The 21,802-nt window shown below is 54.1% G+C and carries 21 protein-coding genes; 14 read left to right on the forward strand and 7 right to left on the reverse strand.

Features of this window, described 5'->3' with window-relative positions; all coding sequences use genetic code 11:
• Positions 1-116 precede the first annotated feature (116 nt).
• From kdpC to kdpF, 4 genes are read right to left on the reverse strand one after another with little or no spacing between them, the layout of a single operon-like run.
• Complete coding sequence (kdpC, locus tag R1T41_RS03685; protein ID WP_097053809.1) at positions 117-683, reverse strand: potassium-transporting ATPase subunit KdpC; 567 nt, start codon at positions 681-683, stop codon at positions 117-119.
• Positions 684-696: 13 nt separating this feature from the next.
• Complete coding sequence (gene kdpB, locus R1T41_RS03690; RefSeq protein WP_317340043.1) at positions 697-2,730, reverse strand: potassium-transporting ATPase subunit KdpB; 2,034 nt, start codon at positions 2,728-2,730, stop codon at positions 697-699.
• Positions 2,731-2,747: 17 nt separating this feature from the next.
• A complete protein-coding gene (gene kdpA / locus R1T41_RS03695; RefSeq protein ID WP_317340044.1) occupies positions 2,748-4,457 on the reverse strand; it encodes a potassium-transporting ATPase subunit KdpA in 1,710 nt (569 codons plus the stop codon).
• 13 nt (positions 4,458-4,470) lie between these two features.
• A complete protein-coding gene (kdpF, locus tag R1T41_RS21950; protein WP_084716446.1) occupies positions 4,471-4,557 on the reverse strand; it encodes a K(+)-transporting ATPase subunit F in 87 nt (28 codons plus the stop codon).
• A gap of 815 nt (positions 4,558-5,372) precedes the next feature.
• Here kdpF and R1T41_RS03700 point away from each other — a divergent pair.
• The 8 genes from R1T41_RS03700 (at position 5,373) to R1T41_RS03735 (ending at position 12,909) form a co-directional block, all read left to right on the forward strand.
• On the forward strand, positions 5,373-5,981 hold the full coding sequence (locus R1T41_RS03700; protein WP_317340046.1) for a TetR/AcrR family transcriptional regulator: 609 nt from the start codon (positions 5,373-5,375) through the stop codon (positions 5,979-5,981).
• Positions 5,982-6,136: 155 nt separating this feature from the next.
• A complete protein-coding gene (locus R1T41_RS03705) occupies positions 6,137-6,823 on the forward strand; it encodes a type 1 glutamine amidotransferase domain-containing protein (RefSeq protein WP_317340048.1) in 687 nt (228 codons plus the stop codon).
• Positions 6,820-7,113: a DUF1330 domain-containing protein gene (locus tag R1T41_RS03710; RefSeq protein ID WP_317340049.1), complete on the forward strand. Its 294-nt coding sequence runs from the start codon at positions 6,820-6,822 to the stop codon at positions 7,111-7,113. The genes R1T41_RS03705 and R1T41_RS03710 overlap by 4 nt, the downstream gene beginning before the upstream one ends.
• Before the next feature lie 147 nt (positions 7,114-7,260).
• Positions 7,261-8,724, forward strand: coding sequence for an aldehyde dehydrogenase family protein (locus R1T41_RS03715; RefSeq protein ID WP_317340052.1), 1,464 nt, complete (start codon positions 7,261-7,263; stop codon positions 8,722-8,724).
• A gap of 140 nt (positions 8,725-8,864) precedes the next feature.
• Entirely contained in the window at positions 8,865-10,013 is a 1,149-nt protein-coding gene (locus R1T41_RS03720; protein WP_317340054.1) for an alkene reductase, read from the forward strand.
• Positions 10,014-10,117: 104 nt separating this feature from the next.
• A complete protein-coding gene (locus R1T41_RS03725; RefSeq protein ID WP_317340055.1) occupies positions 10,118-10,858 on the forward strand; it encodes an SDR family oxidoreductase in 741 nt (246 codons plus the stop codon).
• Positions 10,859-10,921: 63 nt separating this feature from the next.
• Positions 10,922-12,247 (forward strand): CynX/NimT family MFS transporter, encoded by a 1,326-nt coding sequence (locus R1T41_RS03730; RefSeq protein WP_317340056.1) that lies wholly within the window; start codon positions 10,922-10,924, stop codon positions 12,245-12,247.
• Positions 12,244-12,909, forward strand: coding sequence for an SDR family oxidoreductase (locus R1T41_RS03735; RefSeq protein WP_317340058.1), 666 nt, complete (start codon positions 12,244-12,246; stop codon positions 12,907-12,909). The genes R1T41_RS03730 and R1T41_RS03735 overlap by 4 nt, the downstream gene beginning before the upstream one ends.
• A gap of 473 nt (positions 12,910-13,382) precedes the next feature.
• On the opposite strand, the gene R1T41_RS03740 is transcribed toward R1T41_RS03735, so the two are convergent.
• The 3 genes from R1T41_RS03740 to R1T41_RS03750 form a co-directional block, all read right to left on the reverse strand.
• On the reverse strand, positions 13,383-14,297 hold the full coding sequence (locus tag R1T41_RS03740) for a LysR family transcriptional regulator (RefSeq protein WP_317340060.1): 915 nt from the start codon (positions 14,295-14,297) through the stop codon (positions 13,383-13,385).
• A 192-nt stretch (positions 14,298-14,489) separates the two neighbouring features.
• Entirely contained in the window at positions 14,490-15,425 is a 936-nt protein-coding gene (locus R1T41_RS03745) for a pirin family protein (RefSeq protein ID WP_317340062.1), read from the reverse strand.
• 205 nt (positions 15,426-15,630) lie between these two features.
• A complete protein-coding gene (locus tag R1T41_RS03750; RefSeq protein ID WP_317340063.1) occupies positions 15,631-16,518 on the reverse strand; it encodes a LysR family transcriptional regulator in 888 nt (295 codons plus the stop codon).
• A 144-nt stretch (positions 16,519-16,662) separates the two neighbouring features.
• Between R1T41_RS03750 and R1T41_RS03755 the strand changes: the two genes are divergently transcribed.
• From R1T41_RS03755 to R1T41_RS03780, 6 genes are all read left to right on the forward strand, one after another.
• Positions 16,663-17,307 carry a hydrolase gene (locus R1T41_RS03755; RefSeq protein WP_317340064.1) on the forward strand — a complete coding sequence of 215 codons (645 nt, stop codon included), beginning with the start codon at positions 16,663-16,665 and terminating at the stop codon, positions 17,305-17,307.
• 177 nt (positions 17,308-17,484) lie between these two features.
• Positions 17,485-18,120, forward strand: a complete 636-nt coding sequence (locus R1T41_RS03760; protein WP_317340066.1) for a LysE family translocator — start codon at positions 17,485-17,487, stop codon at positions 18,118-18,120.
• Between the two features lie 67 nt (positions 18,121-18,187).
• Entirely contained in the window at positions 18,188-18,865 is a 678-nt protein-coding gene (locus tag R1T41_RS03765; protein ID WP_317340067.1) for a hydrolase, read from the forward strand.
• Positions 18,866-19,109: 244 nt separating this feature from the next.
• Positions 19,110-20,966, forward strand: a complete 1,857-nt coding sequence (locus R1T41_RS03770; RefSeq protein WP_317340069.1) for an amidohydrolase — start codon at positions 19,110-19,112, stop codon at positions 20,964-20,966.
• Between the two features lie 14 nt (positions 20,967-20,980).
• Positions 20,981-21,259, forward strand: coding sequence for a DUF1427 family protein (locus R1T41_RS03775; protein WP_317340071.1), 279 nt, complete (start codon positions 20,981-20,983; stop codon positions 21,257-21,259).
• Between the two features lie 26 nt (positions 21,260-21,285).
• Positions 21,286-21,777, forward strand: a complete 492-nt coding sequence (locus R1T41_RS03780; protein ID WP_317340072.1) for a DoxX family protein — start codon at positions 21,286-21,288, stop codon at positions 21,775-21,777.
• The last annotated feature ends 25 nt before the right edge of the window (positions 21,778-21,802 follow it).

Here is a 21,802-nt window from a genome sequence, read left to right on the forward strand (position 1 = left end):
TGCTCCGGAGCCAGACAGCGCGCATTTCCTCTGCCTCGCGCTGAACCTGTCTTTGCCGGGCACCGGACTGCCGAAAGACAGCCCGATACCCTGTATTTTTGGAATAATCCATCGGATCAGGACGACATTTCGTCCAAAGCCAGATTCAGCATCAGAACATTGACCCGCGGCTCTCCGATCAACCCAAAGGTTCTATCTTCAATATGGGCTGCAACCAGTTCCTCCAGATCATTGAGCGGGATGTTTCTGGCTTTAGCCACCCTTTCCATCTGGAAGCGGGCACTTTCGGGCGAGATATCGGGGTCAAGTCCGCTGCCCGATGCCGTCAACAAATCCATTGGCACCGGGCGATTGCCGTTTTCCGCCGAAAGATCAAGGGCACGGGCCTTGATCCCGTTGACCAGTTCCCGGTTCGTCGCCCCAAGATTGGAACCACCGGAATTATCGCCCTCATAGCCATCGCCGGCATAGGAAGGGCGCGGATGGAAATAGCGATCACCTTCAAACTTCTGGCCGATCAGGCGCGAACCGACGACAACGCCATCCTTTTCAATCAGGCTGCCATTAACTTCCTCCGTAAACAGCCCCTGACCGATCCCGGTCATTGCCAGCGGATAGGCAACACCGGTTATCACCGTCATCACAGCAGCCATGCCAATGGCCGGACGTAACAAGTTCAACATGACAAATTCTCCGTTAAACCAGACCGACGGCATTGATCAGAAGGTCAATGACCTTGATGCCGACAAAGGGAACGATCAGGCCACCAAGGCCATAGATCAGAAGATTTCGACGCAGCAGAGCCGCCGCACTGCCCGGCGTAAACCGTACCCCGCGCAGAGCCAGCGGGATCAGGGCGATAATGATCAGGGCATTAAAGATCACCGCCGAAAGGATCGCACTTTGCGGGCTGGCAAGCCCCATGATGTTCAGCGCACCAAGCTGCGGATAGGCCGCAATGAAAAGCGCGGGCAGGATCGCGAAATACTTGGCAACATCGTTGGCAATCGAAAATGTTGTCAACGCGCCCCTGCTGATCAGCAACTGTTTGCCGACCTGGACGATCTCGATCAGCTTGGTCGGATCGCTATCAAGGTCGACAAGGTTGCCCGCCTCGCGTGCGGCCTGGGTGCCATCATTCATCGCAACCCCGACATCTGCCTGTGCCAAGGCCGGCGCATCGTTCGATCCGTCACCGCACATCGCCACCAGACGCCCGCCTTCCTGTTCCTGACGGATCAGTTCCAGTTTCTTCTCCGGCGTTGCCTCGGCCAGAAAATCATCCACCCCGGCCTCGGCAGCGATTGCCGCAGCCGTTAACGGGTTGTCACCCGTAATCATGACGGTCCGGATGCCCATGGCACGCAGTTCGGCAAACCGTTCACGAATGCCCGGCTTGATGATGTCTTTCAGATGAATGACACCCATGATCTTGTGGTTTTTCGCGACCACAAGCGGCGTACCACCTGATTTGGCGATGCCATCAACGATCCGGCCAAGTTCGGCAACCTGCGGACCCGCTTCGGCATATGCCCGCATCGCATCCCCGGCACCTTTACGATATTCATCCTCACCGATATCCGCACCGGACATACGGGTTTCGGCACTAAAGGCAATTGCCTTGGACAGTTTCGATTTATCACCCCGGAAATCAAACAGCTTGCCAGCCAGCTCGACAATCGATTTGCCCTCTGGTGTGTCGTCGGCAAGCGATGCGATTGCCGCAGCTTCGGCCACTTCCCGGTCTGTGACACCTTTGAGTGGCACAAATTCGTCTGCCATGCGGTTGCCAAAGGTAATGGTTCCGGTTTTATCAAGCAGCAGCGTATCGACATCCCCCGATGCCTCAACCGCACGCCCGGACTTGGCGATGACATTGGCCTTGACCAGACGGTCCATACCGGCAATCCCGATGGCAGACAGCAAACCGCCAATTGTCGTCGGGATCAGGGTCACCAGCAACGCAATCAGAAACGCCATCGGGATCGACGTCCCCGAGAACAGCGCGAACGGTTCAAGCGTGACGACGACGATCAGGAAGATGATCGACATGCCGACCAGCAGGATATTAAGCGCGATCTCGTTTGGTGTTTTCTGACGCTGCGCGCCCTCAACCATCGCAATCATGCGATCAAGGAAGCTTTCGCCCGGTTTGGCGGTGACACGGACTTTAAGCCAGTCCGACACAATCCGCGTCCCGCCGGTTACCGCCGACCGGTCCCCGCCACTTTCGCGGATTACCGGGGCCAATTCACCGGTAATGGCAGATTCATCGACCGAAGCAATCCCTTCGACGATCTCGCCATCGACCGGGATGACATCGCCCGCCTCGACCAGCACAAAGTCACCGGGCGAAAGACGGCTGCTTGCGACCATTTCGACGGCGGTTTTTTCCGCGTTGCGGAGCTTTTTTGCCTGGGTTTCCTTATTGGTTGACCGCAGGCTATCGGCACGTGCCTTGCCACGCCCTTCGGCGACCGCCTCGGCAAAATTGGCAAACAGGACGGTAAACCAAAGCCAGACGGTAATCTGGATCAGGGCCGACAGGTCCGGACCGCCCGTCATGCCTGTATGAATGCTGATGACAGTTGCCATCAGTGCACCGGCCTCAACCATGAACATCACCGGATTGCGGATCATGATCCGCGGATCAAGCTTGCGAAACGCCTCAATACTGGCAGTCCGGACAAGCGCCCCGTCCATCAGACGGGAATTTTCTGTTTTCTTCATTTTCTGTACTCCTCCGGTCAGTAGGCAATTCCGGCCAGCATTGCGAAATGCTCCGCAATCGGGCCGAGTGCCAGTGCCGGGAAGAAAGTGAGGCCGCCGACAATCAGAATGACGGCAATCAGAAGGGTAACGAAAAGCGGACCGTGGGTCGGGAATGTGCCGCCCGAAACCGGAACGACATTCTTCGTCCCGAGCGAACCGGCAATCGCCAGGATCGGAATGATGAAGCCATAACGCCCCAGCAGCATCGCAATGCCCTGCAAGGTGGTATGGAACGGCATTCCAGCCCCGAACCCGGCAAAGGCCGAGCCGTTATTGCCCGTCGCCGAGCTATAGGCATAAAGGATTTCCGAAAGCCCGTGCGGTCCGGCATCCTGTACTGCCGTCATAGCGACCGGAACGGTCGCCGACAGGGCCCCGAATACCAGAATGCCGATCGGCATGGTCAGGATGGCCAGAACAGCCAGCTTGATCTCGCGGGCTTCGATCTTCTTGCCCAGATATTCCGGCGTCCGCCCGACCATAAGTCCGGCAATGAAAACCGTCAGAACAACAAACAGCAGCATGCCGTAGAAACCGGCACCAACACCGCCATAGACGATTTCGCCAAGCTGCATGTTCAGCATCGTTACCATGCCGCCAAGCGGTGTCAGACTGTCATGCATGGCATTGACCGATCCGTTCGACGCAGCAGTTGTCGCTGTCGCCCACAGGGTGGAATTCAGGATACCGAAACGGGTTTCCTTGCCTTCCATATTGCCCGGATCGGCAATAATCGTGCTGGAATTTGTCAGCAACGCATTGCCTGCCTTTTCCGCACTATAGGTCGCGGCAAATCCACCGACAAACAGCACGGCCATCACCGCGAAAATCGCAATGCCCTGGCGCTTGTCATTAACCATCTTGCCAAACAGGAAGCAGAATGCCGCCGGGATCAGCAGGATATAAACCATCTGAAGCAGATTGCTGAGCGGTGTCGGGTTTTCGTAAGGATGCGACGAATTGACGTTAAAGAAGCCGCCGCCATTGGTGCCAAGCTGCTTGATCGCGATCTGCGATGCCGCCGGTCCCTGTGCCAGAACCTGTTTTGTTCCCTCAAGTGTCGTTGCATCTACATAGGAATTCAGGTTCTGCGGAACGCCCTGCGACATCAGGAAAATTGCTGCGATAATCGAAAGCGGCAGTAGAATGTAAAGAACCCCGCGCGTCATATCGACATGGAAGTTGCCAAGATCACGGATTTTGCGACCAGCAAACCCGCGGATCACGGCAACGGCAACCGCCATGCCCGTTGATGCACTGACAAAGTTCTGCATGGTCAATCCGACCATCTGACTGAAATAGGACAGTGAGGTTTCACCGCCATAGGCCTGCCAGTTGGTATTGGTGACAAAACTGACCGCTGTATTAAACGCCAGATCGGACGACATCGGCGCTAGATCGGCCGAATTCCACGGCAAAAGATGCTGCAAACGCAGAATGGCAAACAGCAAAACCCATCCGGCCGCGTTAAAGGCCAGAAGGGTCACGGCATATCGCGACCAATGTTGCGATGCCTGCGCATCGATACCGCAAATGCGATAAATGACTTTCTCAACCGGCTTGAAAACGGGGGACAGCAAAACCGCCTGTCCGCTGTAAACCCGGTACATATACCCGCCCAGCAACGGGGCGCACGCCAGCAGGATCGCGCAATAAAGCGCGAACTGGCCGAGATCGGTTGTCATCGGGAACTCCGTCCTAGAATTTTTCGGCCCGGATCAGGGCGTAAAACAGATAGACAATCAGCGCGGCCGATACCGCACCGCCAAGGATGTAACTGATCATGGAACCTCCTAGATCCTTGCGCAGCCGCGTACCGCAAGCCCGCACATGGCAAAGGCACCCAATGCCAGAACGGCATAGATCAGATCGAACATGGGATACTCCTGTAGTGTTCGGATCAACCGCTACAGGCTAGGAGGGAGAGCCGTAAAAATACGATGGCAGAAATCTATGCTGTCCGATGATAGGCATAAAAAATGCGTAAAAATCCCGCTGACAGCACGCAGCAGTGCCTTCTAAACGGCTGTAATTAGCATACACGCCAGAGGCCATAACCCCGAATGATGACAAGCGGGGCATTCGGGTATTTCACCTGAAAATCTGGGAGCTTTGAGACAAAGAGACAATACCCATATAATATGAGTATTGTCTCTTTGTCATGTGCCACAAAAGGTGACATCCGACTTGCTTTTAAACCAACTACTTAGCGTTCCCGCTTGCCAGATAAGTTGACACGGATTGACACATAAGCTGACAAAAAGCTGCAGAATTGACAGAAAAGATGACATTCCCCTGCATTGGCAACAGCGCTAGCAGGTTCGATGTCACCGATGCGCAACAACCCGCTTCTAAACTATTTCAATTATCCGTTCTTAACTCAATCCCACCAGAAACTTGATAGCAGGAACACCAGCAAGATCTGGAATTCCAAACGTCCAAGGATCATTGCAACATCAAGCAACCATTTTGCCGCATCCGGCAAAGTCTGGTAGTTAGACTAAACTAGGATCGCACGATATCACCTTGGTCATATTCACCCTTGACCGATACAGTCCAACACCATATAAAATAGACCAGTCGTATACTAATTGGAAAAAATGATGTCTACCGCAGCCAAATCCGACAAAGCCACCGATGTAAAGTCTCACATCCTGGATACCGCTCAACGGCTGATCGCCGCGCGCGGGTTTTCTGGCGTGGGCTTGAACGAGATTCTGGCCGGTGCGAGCGTCCCGAAAGGTTCGTTCTATTATTATTTTTCTTCGAAAGAGGCTTTCGGCCGCGACTTGCTAGAGCACTATTTTAGCAAGTATTTGAACGAGCTCGACGCGTTGCTCGCCGACGAAGATGTGCCCGCCCGCTCCCGACTGGCGGCCTATTGGCGCTTCTGGAAGGACAATCAGGAAAGCGAAGACCCTTGCGGAAAATGCCTTGCGGTCAAGCTTGGCGCAGAGGTATCAGACATTTCCGAGGACATGCGAATCGCGTTGAAAAATGGCACATCAGCGATCATCGGCCGACTATCCAAGGTCATCAAACAAGGGTTGGTGGATGGCTCGATCAAGAGCACACGCAACCCCTACGATCTGGCCGAAACGTTATATCAGCTCTGGCTTGGCGCGAGTATCATGACCAAAATCGCCCGTAATCCAAGCCCTTTCGACGCGGCGATGGCCGCAACCGACCAGATGCTATCGGGAAATTAAAGAAAATCAGGAGCGATAATTTTTCATTTGACTCCTTATAGACGACCGGTCTAATTTAAAAATCACAAACAACAGACAGCACGTCTGCACCGCCCAACTTTATCGCAACACGCGGCCATTACACCGCAGTAGACTGTCACTAAAGGAGAATACACATGAAAGTCCTTATGGTTCTGACATCCCACGATCAGCTCGGCAACACCGGCCGCAAGACCGGCTTCTGGCTTGAAGAACTTGCCGCTCCCTATTACGTATTCAAGGAAGCTGGCTACGAGATCACGCTTGCCTCGCCGAACGGTGGCCAACCGCCGCTTGACCCCAAGAGTAACGAGCCAGACTTCCAGACCGCCGCAACCCGCCGTTTCGAGGCAGATGCCGAAGCGAACAAAGCGCTCGCCAACACCGCGAAGCTGGCAGAGGTTTCTGCCGAGGACTTTGATACGGTCTTCTATCCGGGCGGGCATGGCCCGCTCTGGGATTTGGCCGAAAGCAAAGACTCGTCCGGTCTGATCGAAAGCTTCATCTCTGCAAACAAACACGTCGCACTTGTCTGCCATGCACCAGGCGTACTGCGTCACGTAAAAGCCTCTGACGGCCGTGCACTGGTCGATGGCAAGAAGGTCACAGGCTTCACCAACACCGAAGAAGCTGCCGTTGGACTTACCGATGTCGTCCCGTTCCTCGTCGAGGACGAGCTCAAAGCCAAGGGCGGCATCTATTCCAGCGGAGCAGACTGGGCATCCTATGTTGTACAGGATGGGTTGCTCATTACCGGTCAGAACCCGGCGTCATCCACCGACGCAGCCGAGCGCCTAATTGAAGCGCTGAAGGCATCGTCATGAGCGCCTATGTCATCTTCGTTCGGGAAACAGTAACCGATGAACACGCTCTTGAGCGTTACCGGGAACGTACACCCGCCGCGAGGGAAGCTCATCCGCTCGAACCGCTGGCATTCTATGGCGCCCATGAGGTGCTTGAGGGCGAACCGGTCGACGGGGTCGCAATTCTGAAGTTTTCCTCAATGGCCGATGCACGCGCCTGGTATGAGAGCCCCGAATATCAAGCAGCACGACCTCATCGTCTGCAGGGTAGCACGGGCAAGATGTATCTCGTCGAGGGAACAGACGCTTAGGAACAATAACGTCATTAAATTTGCAGGCAGTCACCGCGCCAACAGTGACTGCCCGCCAAGCAGGGGCGCATGTCGCGTCCTCTAACTCCGGACTGGCAAAACCATTTTCAACTAGCGCCAGCCCGAGACACCGCAAGGAGCAGTACCATGAATTCTATTACCACAGTCGGCAAGCCGACCTCCAGCAACAATTTCTTCACTGGCACCTTCTATCTCACTATCGCAGGTAAACTGGTCGAAGCAAAGAACACCTTTGACGTCATCAACCCGTCAACAGGCAAAGTTTTCGCCAAGGCACCTGCCGCCAGTGCCGAGCAGCTTGACGATGCAATCGCAGCGGCCAAAGCCGCCTTCAAGGACTGGTCCGCGCTCAGCTATGACGCACGTCAGGTCTATTTGAATTCCTATGCTGATGCACTTCAGGAAAATCGTGACGATCTGGTCCGCCTCTTGACTCTGGAGCAGGGTAAGCCGCTCGAAACGATGGCTGCACCCGAGGTTGATCAGGCGATTTCGTATATCCGCCAGATTGCCAACCGTCGCGTTCCCGTCGAAATCGTCGAGGAAAACGACTCTCACATCGTCGAACTCCACCACGTTCCTCTTGGCGTTGTCGGCGGTATTACACCTTGGAACTTCCCGGTATTGCTCGCCTTGTGGAAGATTGCACCAGCACTGATCACCGGTAATACATTCGTGCTCAAGCCGACACCTTTCACGCCACTGACTGCGCTGCGTTTCGGTGAAATCGCCCAAAGCGTCCTTCCGGCAGGCGTGCTGTCTGTCGTAACGGGTCTTGATGAACTTGGTCCGCAACTGACCAATCACCCGGATATCGCGAAGATCAGCTTTACGGGGTCAACCGAAACCGGCAAGCACGTCCTTCGTGCAGCAGCGGGAACGGTCAAACGCGTAACCCTGGAATTGGGTGGCAACGATGCAGCCATTGTTCTGCCCGACGCCGATTACAAAACGATCATTCCCCAACTCTTCTGGGGAGCACTAGGCCATCAGGGACAGTGGTGCGTAGGCATTAAACGTCTTTACGTGCACCGCTCGTTCCATGCCGACTTCGTGAAAGCATTTGTCGACTATGCCAAAACGGTAAAAGTTGGCGATGGTCTCGATCCGGAAGTTGGTGTCGGTCCGGTCCAGAACAAGATGCAGTTCGACAAACTGAAAACCTTCCTCGACGACATCAAGGCCAATGGCCAGAAGATCGTCCTCGGCGGCGAAATCGACGAAAACCAGTCAGGGTATTTCTTCCCGATCACTGTCGTTGATAATCCGCCTGAAGACAGCAAAATCGTTCAGGAAGAACAGTTTGGCCCGATCGTTCCGATCATCGCATATGACGATGTGGACGACGCAGTGAACCGCGCAAACGACTCAATCTGGGGTCTTGGCGGTTCGGTCTGGGGTCGCGACACCAAGGCTGCGGTCGAAGTCGCCAACCGGATTGAAGCCGGCATGGTCTGGGTCAACGAGATCCACACCCAGGGCGTTGATATCCCGTTTGGCGGCGTCAAACAGTCGGGCATTGGCACCGAGCAGGGCCATGAAGGCCGCCTGCTCTTTACGAACCCGAAGACTGTATTGATCCACAAATAAGTGGTTTCTCCCCAGGACGGCTCCAGCAGGAGCCGTCCTGTACGGGACCCCCATCATCTTTCCGAAAACAACGGCTCCCGAACCCTTTCGTTCAGAGCGAGGGCGGTACTACGCCCGCACAGATGAGATGGAGCTATAAAATGACTTCCAATCAAGTTTACTTCAAACAGGTAAAGTTAGGCCGTCATAAACTTACCAACCGTATCGTGCTTCCACCCCTAACCCGCCAACGTGCGGCCCAGCCGGGTGACACAGCAACCGATCTCATGGCCGAATATTACCGTCAGCGCGCAAGTGCCGGCTTCATGGTAACCGAAGGCACCCAGATTGAGCCGCGTGGGCAGGGCTATTCCTGGACACCTGGCATTTACACCAAAGAACAGATCAACGGATGGCGCAAGGTCACGAATGCTGTGCATGAAGAAGGTGGCGTCATCTTCGCACAGCTCTGGCATGTCGGACGTGTCTCGCACAATGCGCTTCAGCCCAATGGCGAAGCGCCGGTAGCGCCATCGGCGATCACACCGCAAAAGGTGAAAGCATTTATCGAAACAGCACCCGGTGAAGGTAAGCTCGTCTTGCCACCACAGCCTCGCGAACTGAGCGTAGCAGAGATCAAGGAGCTGGTGGGTTTATACGCCCAAGCTGCGCGCAATGCGATTGAGGCCGGCTTTGACGGTGTAGAACTGCACTGTGCAAATGGCTATCTGATCAATCAGTTCATCTCCGAGCATGCCAATACCCGTACCGACGAATATGGCGGTTCGCTGGAGAACCGGCTTCGTTTCCTGCGCGAGATTGTCGATGCAGTTGTCGATGTGGTTGGTGCGGATCGAATGGGTGTGCGTTTCACACCACTGTTTGAGACCACCGATCAGGACCGCGTCTATATCGGTCTCGTCGAGACAGATCCGCACAACACCTATATCGAGGCAATCAAAATACTCGAAAATGCTGGTGTCGCCTATCTGTCCATTGCCGAAGCTGACTGGGAAAATGCGCCCGATCTGCCGGTAACCTTCCGTCAGGCAGTGCGTGACACTTATTCCGGCCGTGTCATCTATGCCGGAAAGTATACGGTCGAACGCGGCGCACGCCTGTTGGAGACCGGCCTGGCAGATATGATCGCATTTGGCCGCACTTTCATTGCCAATCCAGATCTGCCTGCACGTATCGCCAACAACTGGCCACTGAACCAGCTTGACCCCGCCACACTTTATGGTGGTGCCGAAAAAGGGTTCACCGACTACCCGACTTACAAGGCCCCGGCACTCAAAACCGCCATTTGACATATCCCTGTCAATGAGCCGCACCCCAGAGATTCTGGCGACAGCTCATTGACGGGCTATTCCCCAAACAAGCCCCCCACGCACACATGAAGACGGAAATCAAAATGAACGAAGGAATCAAAGGAAAAGTCGTCCTGATAACCGGTGGCAGCACCGGTCTGGGCGCTGTAACCGCACAATTGCTTGCTGAACGCGGCGCCAAGGTTGCTGTCGCAGCCCGCCGGAAGGACAAGCTTGATAATGTCGTAGCCGAGATTGAGGCAGCCGGCGGCATTGCCAAAGCCTATACACTGGACGTGACCGACAAGCACCAGGTCGAGGCTGTGGTTGCGAATGTGGTCACCGACTTTGGAAAACTCGACGTATTGATCAACAATGCCGGGCTCATGCCGATCCGCCCCATGTCGGAAGCAAACACCGATGAATGGGATCAGATGATCGATGTGAACCTCAAAGGCGTTCTTTACGGTATTGCGGCCGCACTGCCACGTTTTCTTGCACAGGAAAGCGGCCATATCATCAATTTGAGTTCTGTCGCAGGCGTTAAGGTATTTGCACCGGGCGGGACTGTTTATTCAGGCACCAAGTTCGCGGTCAGCGCGATCTCCGAAGGCCTGCGCCAGGAAGTCGGCGAAAAAGTACGCGTGACCTCAATTGAGCCGGGTGCAGTTGAGAGCGATCTCAAACTTGGCACGTCGGGGACCGCCAAAGACACCGTACTTGATTTTTACAAGAACGCCATTCCTGCGTCGTCGGTCGCGCGTGCGATTGCATTTGCTATCGAACAACCCGCAGACGTCGACATCAATGCAATCGAGCTGCGGCCAACCAGCCAGCAGTTCTAAAACGGTAACCGGCGTGTCGGTGTCATCACGCCGCCTTTCAGTATTGAGTGATTGGAACGCAAGATGTCAGTGACCCCGAACGTCGTCAGGAGCACAGAGTTAGGTGCTCCTGCGTCTCCCCCCCTTCCTCCGTTCACCGTTACCGAAGAGGCACCCGGCATTGTGCCGGCTGCACGAATCCCGCTTGGTATCGGCATTGTCTGCCTGGTCCTTATCGCGCTGGGACTGCGGCCCGCGATCGTGTCAATCGGCCCCATCCTCCCAGATATGATCAATGACTTTGCACTTTCACATACCCAGGCATCGTTGCTGACCGCCATTCCCACGTTATTAATGGGGCTGCTCGCACTGCCGACACCTTGGCTTTCCCGTCGCTTCGGCCGGGATCGTGCAATCATTGCTGCCCTTTTCTTGCTTGCAGTAGCAACCGCCGGCCGGGCTGTTTCGGAATCGACAACCGTCCTGTTTATTGCAACCGCGGCTGTCGGCGTGGGCATTGCGATCGCCGGCGCGCTCGCACCCGGTTTTGTCAAGGAAAGCTTTCCCAGCCGGGTTGCCATGCTGATGGGAATCTATGCCATGGCCTTGTCGCTGGGCAGTACGTTTGCAGCCAGTGCGACCGGTATTCTGACCGATCTTTTCGGATCCTGGCGTGTACCTGCCGGGGCTTGGGCCATACCGGCAATCCTTGGTGTCATTGCCTGGCTCCATGTTGAAAGGCGCGGCACAAAGTCTCTCCGACTGAAGACAAAAATATCCAGTGCAAAGTTGCCGGTGCGCAACCGTACGGCTTGGTTTGTTGCCACGTTCTTTGCCCTCAATAATGTGATGTTCTACAGCTATATATCCTGGATCGCGCCAGTCTATGTCGACCTTGGACATTCCGCGTCATCAGCCGGCGTGATACTGGCCTGCTTTACCTTGGCATTTATGTCTGCAAACCCGTTATTCGGCGCAATTAGCCGTAACGAAGACAGGCGCGTATACCTTGGACTGGGAGCCGCTATCAGCCTGACAGGTGCCATCTGGATCGCCGTTGCACCCGATGGTTTCCCACTGGTTGCCATTTCACTCGCCGCATTCGGCACTGGCGGTGCTTTCACGCTCTCAATGACCTTGCCGCTCGACAATGCCCAGACAGACGGCGAGGCAACGTCCTGGAACGCTTTTGTCATGACGGTAAGCTATCTTGTCGGCGCGACCGGACCGGTGCTTGTTGGTTTTCTGCGCGACCTGACCGGTAGTTTCGATATGCCTATGTGGGTTCTTGTCGCTGTGAGTGCGGCGATGCTCGCGACGACACCACTTCTTCGGCCATATCACCATCGCCAGACTGCCAAGGACAGCCTGATTCAAATTAATTTCGAACAACATGGAGAGCCAAAATGAAGATATTTATCATCGGTGTTGCTGGTGGTGTTGGTCTTCGGATAGCAGAACAGCTTGTCAAATCGGGTGATGCCCCCTTGGGTCTCGTTAGGAAACCTGAGCAGGCGGAGGCCCTGGCCGCTAACGACATTCAGACGACAATGGGCGACTTGGTCGCGATGTCCGTCAACGAACTGGCCGAAAAAATGCTTGGATTTGATGCTGTTATCTTCAGCGCAGGTGCAGGCGGCAAAGGAGGCCCCGAGGCAAGAACACAAGTTGATGGCAGCGGACCAGGCAAGGTGGCTACCGCAGCAAAACAGGCAGGTATACGCCGCTTCATACTGGTTTCGGTCTTTCCTGAAGCTTGGCGTGAACGCCACATGAATGAGTCGTTCGAACATTACATGGTCGAGAAAAAACGAGCAGAGACCGAATTGGTGCTCACTGATCTTGATTGGTTAATCGTGCGTCCCTCTGCACTGACGAACGAGCCTGGCACAGGACGCGTCGATCTTGGCTTGGCCAAAATCCACACCCAGATCGCCCGAGACGACCTTGCGACAACGATTACCGCGCTACTACGAACCCCTGACCTTAATCGGGAGATCATCGAAGTAACCGGTGGAAATGTTGCAATCGAAGCTGCAATTGACACGTTCAAGAATACCAGACGCCGGTAGGAGACAGAAACCTTCGGATGGTCAAAGCGTTTGCTTCAGGTTTCCAATGGCCCTTTCATACTCAACAGGCAAGGCCAATTGCGCGAGATGATGACAGTCAACGTTTGGTATCGTGCGAGAATGGCTTTGTGAAAAATCCGCGCCTGTCCGGGACAAAAATTGTTGTTTGACGGTTTTTGTCCCGGCAGGGAACGGTTTCGATGAGCCCTGGCGTTAACCGACTTTCGCAGTCAATTTTCCGCTATTACCCCACCCCAAAATAGCTTCCGGAAGTTTTCCGGAATTTCTTCAAAACCTTCGACGAATTGCTCGCTATATTTAAGGGGCTGAGCTGCCAGCTGCATGGAGAGTTCGAGGCTCAGTAAAGGCAAGCGCGGGCAGGGCGCATGGTATTTAGAATGAGCTACTCGTTTTCCCAAATAGGCTCAATCCTGCATTGATACATTATTATTTCTGAGATTTACCTCTACGACTTAGTCAGAGATTTGCGGTAAACCTCGATTTCTTCCCTCAAGACATGGGTTTTGTTCGAGATGCTCAATCAGCATTTCGGTAAGGACTTGAACTTTTCGGACAGGATGCTGGCCAGGTGGCCGGACAACATATGCCGCCGCCGGTGGCGGGGGATAGCTTGTCATGACCGGAATCAGGGTACCGGATCTTAAATATTCACAGATCAAGCTGTCAGGAAGGTACGCAAGGCCCAGCCCGGCGGTTGCCGCAGCGGTAAGAGCGATGCCGTTGTCAGATTTGAAGCGTCCCTGAGGTTGCACCGAGATGATCCTGTCGCAATCCATAAATTTCCAGGACTCTGTTCCCTGCATAAGGGCCTGATGCCCTATGAGTTCTTTGGGTGTTTCCGGCGCTCCATGTGTCTCGATGTAAGACGGGCTTGCGACAAGTTTTAAATGGATAGGGCCAATACGCTTAGCGAGCAAGTTGGAATTTTCAAGGTGGCCCACCCGGATCGCGCAATCAAAACCTTCGGCGATAAGGTCAGCAAAACGGTCGCTGTAGGAAGCATGAAGCTGAAGCTGGGGATAGCGTTGCGCCATCTTCGCAAGAACGGGTGCAAAATGTGTTGGTCCCAATGAGAGCGGCATGGCAATTCTTAGGCGCCCCCGAATATCCCCCGTGGGCATGATCGTATCCCTCGCAATTTCGATTTCGGCACTCACCTTTGCGGCGTGTTCGCGAAATGCAACCCCGGGCTCGGTGAGGGCAGCCCCTCTTGTTGTTCGGGCAAGAAGCTGCACACCAAGCGCTGCTTCAAGCCGAAAGAGCCTGCGACTGACAATTGATTTGGATATGCCGAGCCGCCGTGCAGCGGGCGAAACGCCTCCCGCATCGGCAACTACGACGAATGTTTCTATGTCTTCTATATTCAACTTGGCGTTCTCTATTTCACGACACAGCAGCACGTCACAGTATGTTGATTTACTCCGCGCGAAACTGAGCGTATCAATCTCATAGATGTACAGCGGTTACTGGTTGTGATCTCAGAAAAAGACATTTCGAAATGAGTGTTAAAGAAACCTCGGACCGACTTGGCTGTCTTTGAGGTATTTCTTCAATGATGCTCAAGCCGGCATGGGGATGTACTCATCACGATCATTGAGAGGGAGATCGAAACGTCCTTTGCCCCAGTTTGCTGCGCGCCATTCGGCTTTGGCTTCTTCGATACGCTCTTTTGACGAGGCAACGAAGTTCCACCAGATGTAACGTGGCCCCTCAAGGGTGGAGCCGCCGAGGATCATGATCCGAGCACCTTTCTCACCGGCCGAGACGGTGATTTTGTCTCCTGGACGGAAGACCATCATTTGAGATGATTGATACTCCTGTCCAGCTATCAATATTGAGCCTTCGACGATGTAGATCCCTCTGTCCTCGTGATTATCGGGCAAAGGCAATCGACCTCCTGCTTCGAGCATCACATCGGCGTAAAAGGTCTCGGAGAGCATTGTCGCAGGCGCAACCTTGCCATAGGCGTTGCCGAGAATTAGTCGAAGCTTGACGCCCGAATCCTCGATTATTGGCAGCGTCTCTTTATTATGGTGTTCGAATGTCGGGGCTATATCCTCGTACTGATCTGGTAGTGCGAGCCAAGTCTGTATCCCGAACAAACTGTTGGGCCCAGACCGGGCTTGCGCTGAAGTCCGCTCTGAGTGGGATACACCGCGCCCGGCAACCATCCAGTTCAACTCACCGGGACGGATGATCTGGTCTGCCCCTGTACTATCCCGATGATGGAAATCACCGCGGAAAAGATACGTTACTGTGCCAAGACCGATATGCGGGTGTGGTCTTACATCAACACCTAGGCCGGTCAGAAATTCTGCCGGTCCCGCCTGATCAAAGAAGATGAAGGGTCCCACCATCTGCCGCTTTGGTGCAGGCAAGGCGCGACGAACCTCAAAACCGCCAAGATCTCTTGCGCGCGGGACAATAAGTGTCTCAATCGCCCCAGTATCTACATCATCGGGGCAGCCCGGTTGCAATGCGGGGTTCCAACTCATACGCGCACTCCTTAGTCTGTACTTAGTGCCCTTACAGACCCAGCAGGCAAAATGCACTACCGATCAGAGGGATACCCCAGACTGGCGTATGTTTTTTCGCTCCGCTAGTCACGTTATGTGCTTAACTGTGTCGCACGAAGTGGAATGTCTGCTCGGAATAAGACTGACCGAGATGACTGGGTTGGCGCTTGCTGGCTTGTCAGGGCTATTCTTCCCAGAGATGGGGATTGGACTGGACATGCTCAATCAGCATTTCGGTCAGTATGCGCACCTTGCGGTCCAGGTAACTTCCCGGTGGTCGCACCACAAAGCCCGCTCCCGATTTTGGGGGATATTGCGGCATCACCGGAACGAGGGCTCCGGAGACCAAGTATTCGTGGGTAAGGCAATTGGGAAGACATCCAATCCCAAGACCTTCTGCGGCAGCAGCGGTCAGTGCTATGCCATTGTCCGACTTGAAACGCCCTTGCGGCTGCACCGTGACGATTTTGTCACCGTCCATCAAATGCCACGCCTCGGTACCCTGTAAAACGGCTTGGTGAAGTACAATATCTTCGGGCGTTTCAGGTGCACCATACATCTCTATGTACGAGGGGCTTGCAACGAGCTTGCCATGAATGGGCGCAAACCGCTTTGCAATCAGGTTGGAGTCAGGAAGGTGGCCCAGCCGGATCGCGCAATCGAACCCCTCGGCGATAATATCTACGAAACGATCACTATAGCAGGCATTGATTTGAAGCTGGGGATGGCGTTGCGCCATTTTTGCAAGAACAGGGGCAAAGTGGGTCGGACCAAATGAAAGCGGCATGGCGATACGAAGCCGTCCGCAAAGCTCACCCGTTGGCAGCAGTGTGTCTTTCGCCAACTCTAATTCATCACAAATCCTCGCAGCATGTTCGCGAAATGTCGCTCCGGCCTCAGTAAGTGCCGCACCTCGGGTCGTACGTGCCAGAAGCTGGACACCAAGCGCCAATTCCAGACGTGAAAGTCGCCGACTGACGATTGATTTGGAGAGACCCAATCGACGCGCGGCAGGAGAAATTCCCCCAGAGTCAGCAACTTCCACAAATGTTTCTAATTCTTCTATGTCCAATTTCGCGTTCCCTGTGCTGCGACACAGCATATCATATACGGGCACTAGTGTCTTATCCAGAGACCTGCGACTGTCGTTTCATAGGGCACCTAAAAATCCAGTTGAGCAAACCTGCCCTAATTACAAAAACAGAAGGGACAGCCTATGAATATTCGCAATGGCCTTGCTTCACTCCTTCGCCCCGAAGACTCAGTACTTGTGTTGATCGACCATCAACCCTACCAACTTGCAAATCTCAACAGCCACGATCCTCACATGGTGGTGAACAACACGGTGGGGCTGGCAAAAGCTGCCAAGGCGTTTGGCGTGCCGACCATCTTAACTTCCGTGATCGCACGTCAGGGCGGGAACATTTTCCCCCAGATTACCGATGTTTTCCCCGGACAGGAAATCATTGACCGGACTTTGATCAACACCTGGCAAGACCCAAAAGTGGTAGATGTCGTCAAGGAAACAGGACGCAAGCAACTTGTCATTGCGGGCCTGTGGACCGAAGTCTGTGTCGCCATGCCAACGATTCAGGCCCTCGGCGAAGGGTGGGATGTCACGGTCGTAACAGATGCATGCGGCGGTGTTTCAGTCGAGGCACATGAAGTCGCTATCCAAAGGATGATCTCAGCCGGCGCGAACATGATGACATGGCTGGCCCTGGCCTCCGAATGGCAACGCGACTGGGCGCGCGAAGAACATATTCCCGAACTTGCCGAGATACTTAAGCAACATGCCGGGGCGAGTGGTGTCGCATTCCAATGGGAACAGCAACTGCTTAACACACCTGTCCCCGGCTAGGGATAAATAATGGACTGATCAGATTCCAGATGAACGCCCGAGGATTTGTCACGGCTCTTCATCACTTCTTGAATAGCAGAATAGAAATGGCACTCTGCTTTGTAAAAAGGCAGAAAAACCATTGGGTTACTTTAACCATTTCTTTTTCTTTGAACAAATTATTGTCTTGGGTGCGCAATGGAATTATCATCATATATTGCCTTTATCTTGATCAGCGCAGCTCAAAGCGCGACGCCCGGTCCGTCGACATTGTTTCTCGTTAACAATGCTCTTGCCTTTGGGTGGCGTCGCGCATTGGGCGCACTAAGTGGCGATCTTGTCGCAATTGCACTGCTAGCCACACTTTCGGTGGTCGGCTTGGGTGCTTTGCTAGAAGCGTATCCGCTGATTTTTCTTAGTCTGCGCCTGCTTGGTGCGTTCTATGTTTTGTGGCTGGGATGGACTTATCTCAGACCCGTCAATCAACCGAAAGAGGTCGACGGAACTGCAGAGATAGTACGTGGACGCAACGGATTGGCTCTCTGGTTTCACTCATTCGGCGTCGGGATCAGCAACCCAAAGGCGGTTTTGTTTTTTGCGGCCCTGTTCCCGCAGTTTATTCCCGCTGAGAGCGGCCCAGCTGTTCTGGCACTTCTGGTTTTGACGTTTGTCGTTGCAAAGCTTGTTGTTCTTGGTGGTTACGCCATCGGGGCGCGGCACGTCGTAAAGCTGTTTCAAAAGCCGCAACATGCAAGGCGTGGGCGTGCGTTGACTGGCGTAATCTTTATTGTTTTTGGCGTGCTTATGATCGTGTCTGCGATCCCGAATTCCTAGTCCCCGACCCTTTCCACAGCCCTTATTGCACTCAGGCAATGGCGTTCTATTAAACAGGAGACCTAAATTGGAAAAGCTCGAACTTCTTACTCCGAAAAATTCGCAGATCATCTTCATCGATCACCAGCCGCAAATGGCATTCGGCGTTCAGTCGATTGATCGTCAGGTTCTGAAAAACAACACCGTTGGCCTTGCGAAGGCTGCCAAGATTTTCAACATCCCGACCACGATCACGACCGTCGAAACCGAGAGCTTTTCGGGGCATACCTATCCGGAACTTCTGGCAGTATTTCCTGAAAATCCGCTTCTTGAACGGACCTCGATGAATTCCTGGGACGATCAGAAAGTACGCGATGCACTGGCGGCAAACGGCCGCAAAAAAGTAATCGTTTCCGGCCTGTGGACCGAAGTCTGTAACAACTCCTTCGCGTTCTGTGCGATGCTTGAAGGCGGTTATGAAATCTATATGGTCGCCGATGCATCCGGCGGTACGTCGGTCGATGCGCATAATTATGCGATGGATCGTATGGTGCAGGCCGGTGTCGTACCGGTCACCTGGCAGCAGGTTCTGCTGGAATGGCAGCGCGACTGGGCACACCGTGAAACCTACAACGATGTCATGGCACTCGTGAAAGAACATTCCGGCGCATATGGCATGGGCGTCGATTATGCCTACACCATGGTTCACAAGGCACCGGAACGTGTTGAACATGGTCCCCGGATTGCGCCAAAAGCAGCTTCCTGATCGATAGAGGAAACGCGGCAGATACAAAATATCTGCCGCGTTTTTTCGTTCGAAGCCCTCTGTGATGCCAAATTCTAAATGCCGGTTCCAAATCGCGTGACTCACTGAACGGGCGCGTATGAGCGGCAGCTGCGGGGCTTGGTGTTGAAAGGTCACACACATGAAACGCCGGACATTTCTTCAGGGTGCCGCTGCAAGCACAGCACTCAGTGCGTTGCCAATCAGATCAACTGGAAGTACCGAGATGAGCAAGACAGCCGAAACAATCATCCACAATGCCCGCATTACGACGCTTGATCCAAAAAATCCGGAAGTCGACGCAATTGCGATTGTCGATGGCAAAGTATTGGCCATCGGCGCCGAAGCCGATATGCGCAAGTTTGCCGATGGCAAAACCAAAATGATCAATGGCGGCGGCCGTCGCATCATTCCGGGACTTAATGACAGCCATACCCACCTTATTCGCGGCGGGTTGAACTACAATATGGAATTGCGCTGGGAAAATGTTCCATCAGTCGCAGATGCCCTGCGCATGCTCAAAGCACAGGCCGCTGTCACGCCTGCACCGCAATGGGTGCGTGTCGTTGGCGGCTGGTCGGAATTCCAGTTTGCCGAACGCCGGATGCCAACCCTTGATGAAATCAATGCTGCCGCACCAGATACGCCGGTTTTCATCCTGCACCTTTATGGGCGTGCTTTATTGAACCAGGCCGCAATCAAGGTTCTTGGTTTTGATAAAAACACACCAAACCCGCCCGGTGGTGTCATTGAAAAGGATGCCAAGGGTAATCCGACCGGTTTGCTGCTGGCGAAACCATCTGCCTTGATTCTGTATTCTACGCTGGCCAAGGGTCCCAAGCTTCCGATTGAGGATCAGATCAATTCCACCCGTCACTATATGCGTGAAATGAACCGGCTTGGCATCACCAGCGTCATTGATGCGGGCGGCGGCGGACAGAATTCTCCCGAAGATTACGATGTCATTCGCCGTCTGCATGATGACGGGCAGATGACCGTCCGCATCGCCTATAACCTGTTTGCGCAAAACGCCGGGAACGAGCTTAGCGATTATGAACGCTGGGTCGGAATGACCGAACCGGGTGCTGGCGATGATATGTTGCGGATGAACGGCGCCGGTGAAAACCTTGCCTGGTCCGCAGCAGATTTTGAAAACTTCCTTGAACCGCGCCCCGATCTGGCGCCGGTCATGGAAAGCGAACTCGAACCCATCGTCGAATTGCTGGCTGAACGCGAATGGCCGTTCCGCATTCATGCGACCTATGACGAAACCATCGACCGTTTCCTCGGTGTTTTCGAACGGGTGAATGGCAAACAGCCGTTCAAGACGCGGTTTATCATTGATCATGCTGAGACCGTTTCCGAACGCAATATCGAACGGATCAAGGCACTGGGCGGCGGGATCGCGATCCAGCATCGCATGGCCTTCCAAGGCGAATATTTTGTCGACCGTTACGGCAAGGATGCTGCCATGGCGACCCCGCCTGTTTCCAAAATGCTGGAATATGGTCTTCCGGTCGGGGCGGGAACGGATGCGACCCGCGTTGCATCCTATGACCCGTGGGTCGGTCTTTACTGGCTTACTACCGGCAAGACGGTTGGCGGTATGTCGCTTTACGACAATGACAACGTTCTTGATCGTGAAACTGCGCTCATGCTGTGGACGAAAGGGTCGGCATGGTTCTCGGGCGAGGCGGATGTCAAAGGGTCGCTTGCGCCGGGGCAATATGCTGATCTGGCAGTTCTGTCGGCGGATTATATGGCCGTCCCGCCCGAAGAAATCCGTCGGATCAACTCGGTCATGACCATGGTTGGCGGCAAAGTGGTTTACGGCGAAGGAGGGTATCAGTCCCTGTCGCCGGAAATCCCACCAGCATCGCCATCCTGGAGTCCGGTTTTACATCAACAAAGCCCGGCCCAACGTCCTGAAGCCTCAACACATGAACGTGCCTGCCACGATGGTTGTTCGCATGGTTGCGGCGTTCACGGCCACGACCATGGCATTGCATGGAACAATCCAATCCCGGTTGCAGACAGCAAATCTTTCTGGGGCGCGCTGGGTTGTTCCTGCTTCGCGGTATAGCAAAGGAGAAGAGAATGACTGTTTCCCCTTATGTCGTTTCACTTGGAATCGGGCTTGGTGTTGGTGTGATTTATGCGCTGCTGGGAACCCGATCCCCAGCCCCACCCGTCATCGCACTCCTTGGACTGCTTGGTATGCTCGCCGGTGAAACTGCGGTGAACTGGGCCAAAGACAGGATGTCTGCCCAAGAAGCCGCTGCACACTGCCTACATGGCAAATCATTTGGTGTAGCAAGTGACGCCAAAGGTGCTCAAACCAAGTGTGGCCCAGCATCGCCTGAAACAAAATCATAACCCCCTGGTGCGCCGGTCAATTCCATTTGGAAACCGGCGCACCGAACCAGGTTTGTTTCAGCGTAACTGACAATTTCCGTTTCCTTTACCATGAGAACAATGTCATGACACCAGCCCCCATCTCGAAATTGTTAAACAGCGTTATATTTGAACTGGGTATCCGGGTTGCTCTGACCTGTCCGTTTTGGCTGTCTGGTTTGACAAAACTGTTCAACTGGTCGGCAGCGATAGGTGAGATGAACCATTTCGGACTTTCGCCCGCGGCACCACTGGCAGCAGGCATTATTCTTCTCCAGCTGGGTGGCTCTATTGCCATCATCCTGGGGCGCCAAGTGTGGCTGGCCGCTGGCGCATTGGGAATATTTACCGCTGTGGCGACACTCACTGCACATGCGTACTGGACTTTTCCAGAGGCAGAGCGCGCCGGACAAAGCAACATATTTTTTGAGCATGTTGCGATCATTGCAGGGCTCGCACTTGTAGCAATTCTGTCCGAAAAAACATCCCGACGCATTTAGTGCGCTTTGCGCGCATTAGATGATT

This window comes from Thalassospira lucentensis, assembly GCF_032921865.1.
Classification (GTDB): domain Bacteria; phylum Pseudomonadota; class Alphaproteobacteria; order Rhodospirillales; family Thalassospiraceae; genus Thalassospira; species Thalassospira lucentensis_A.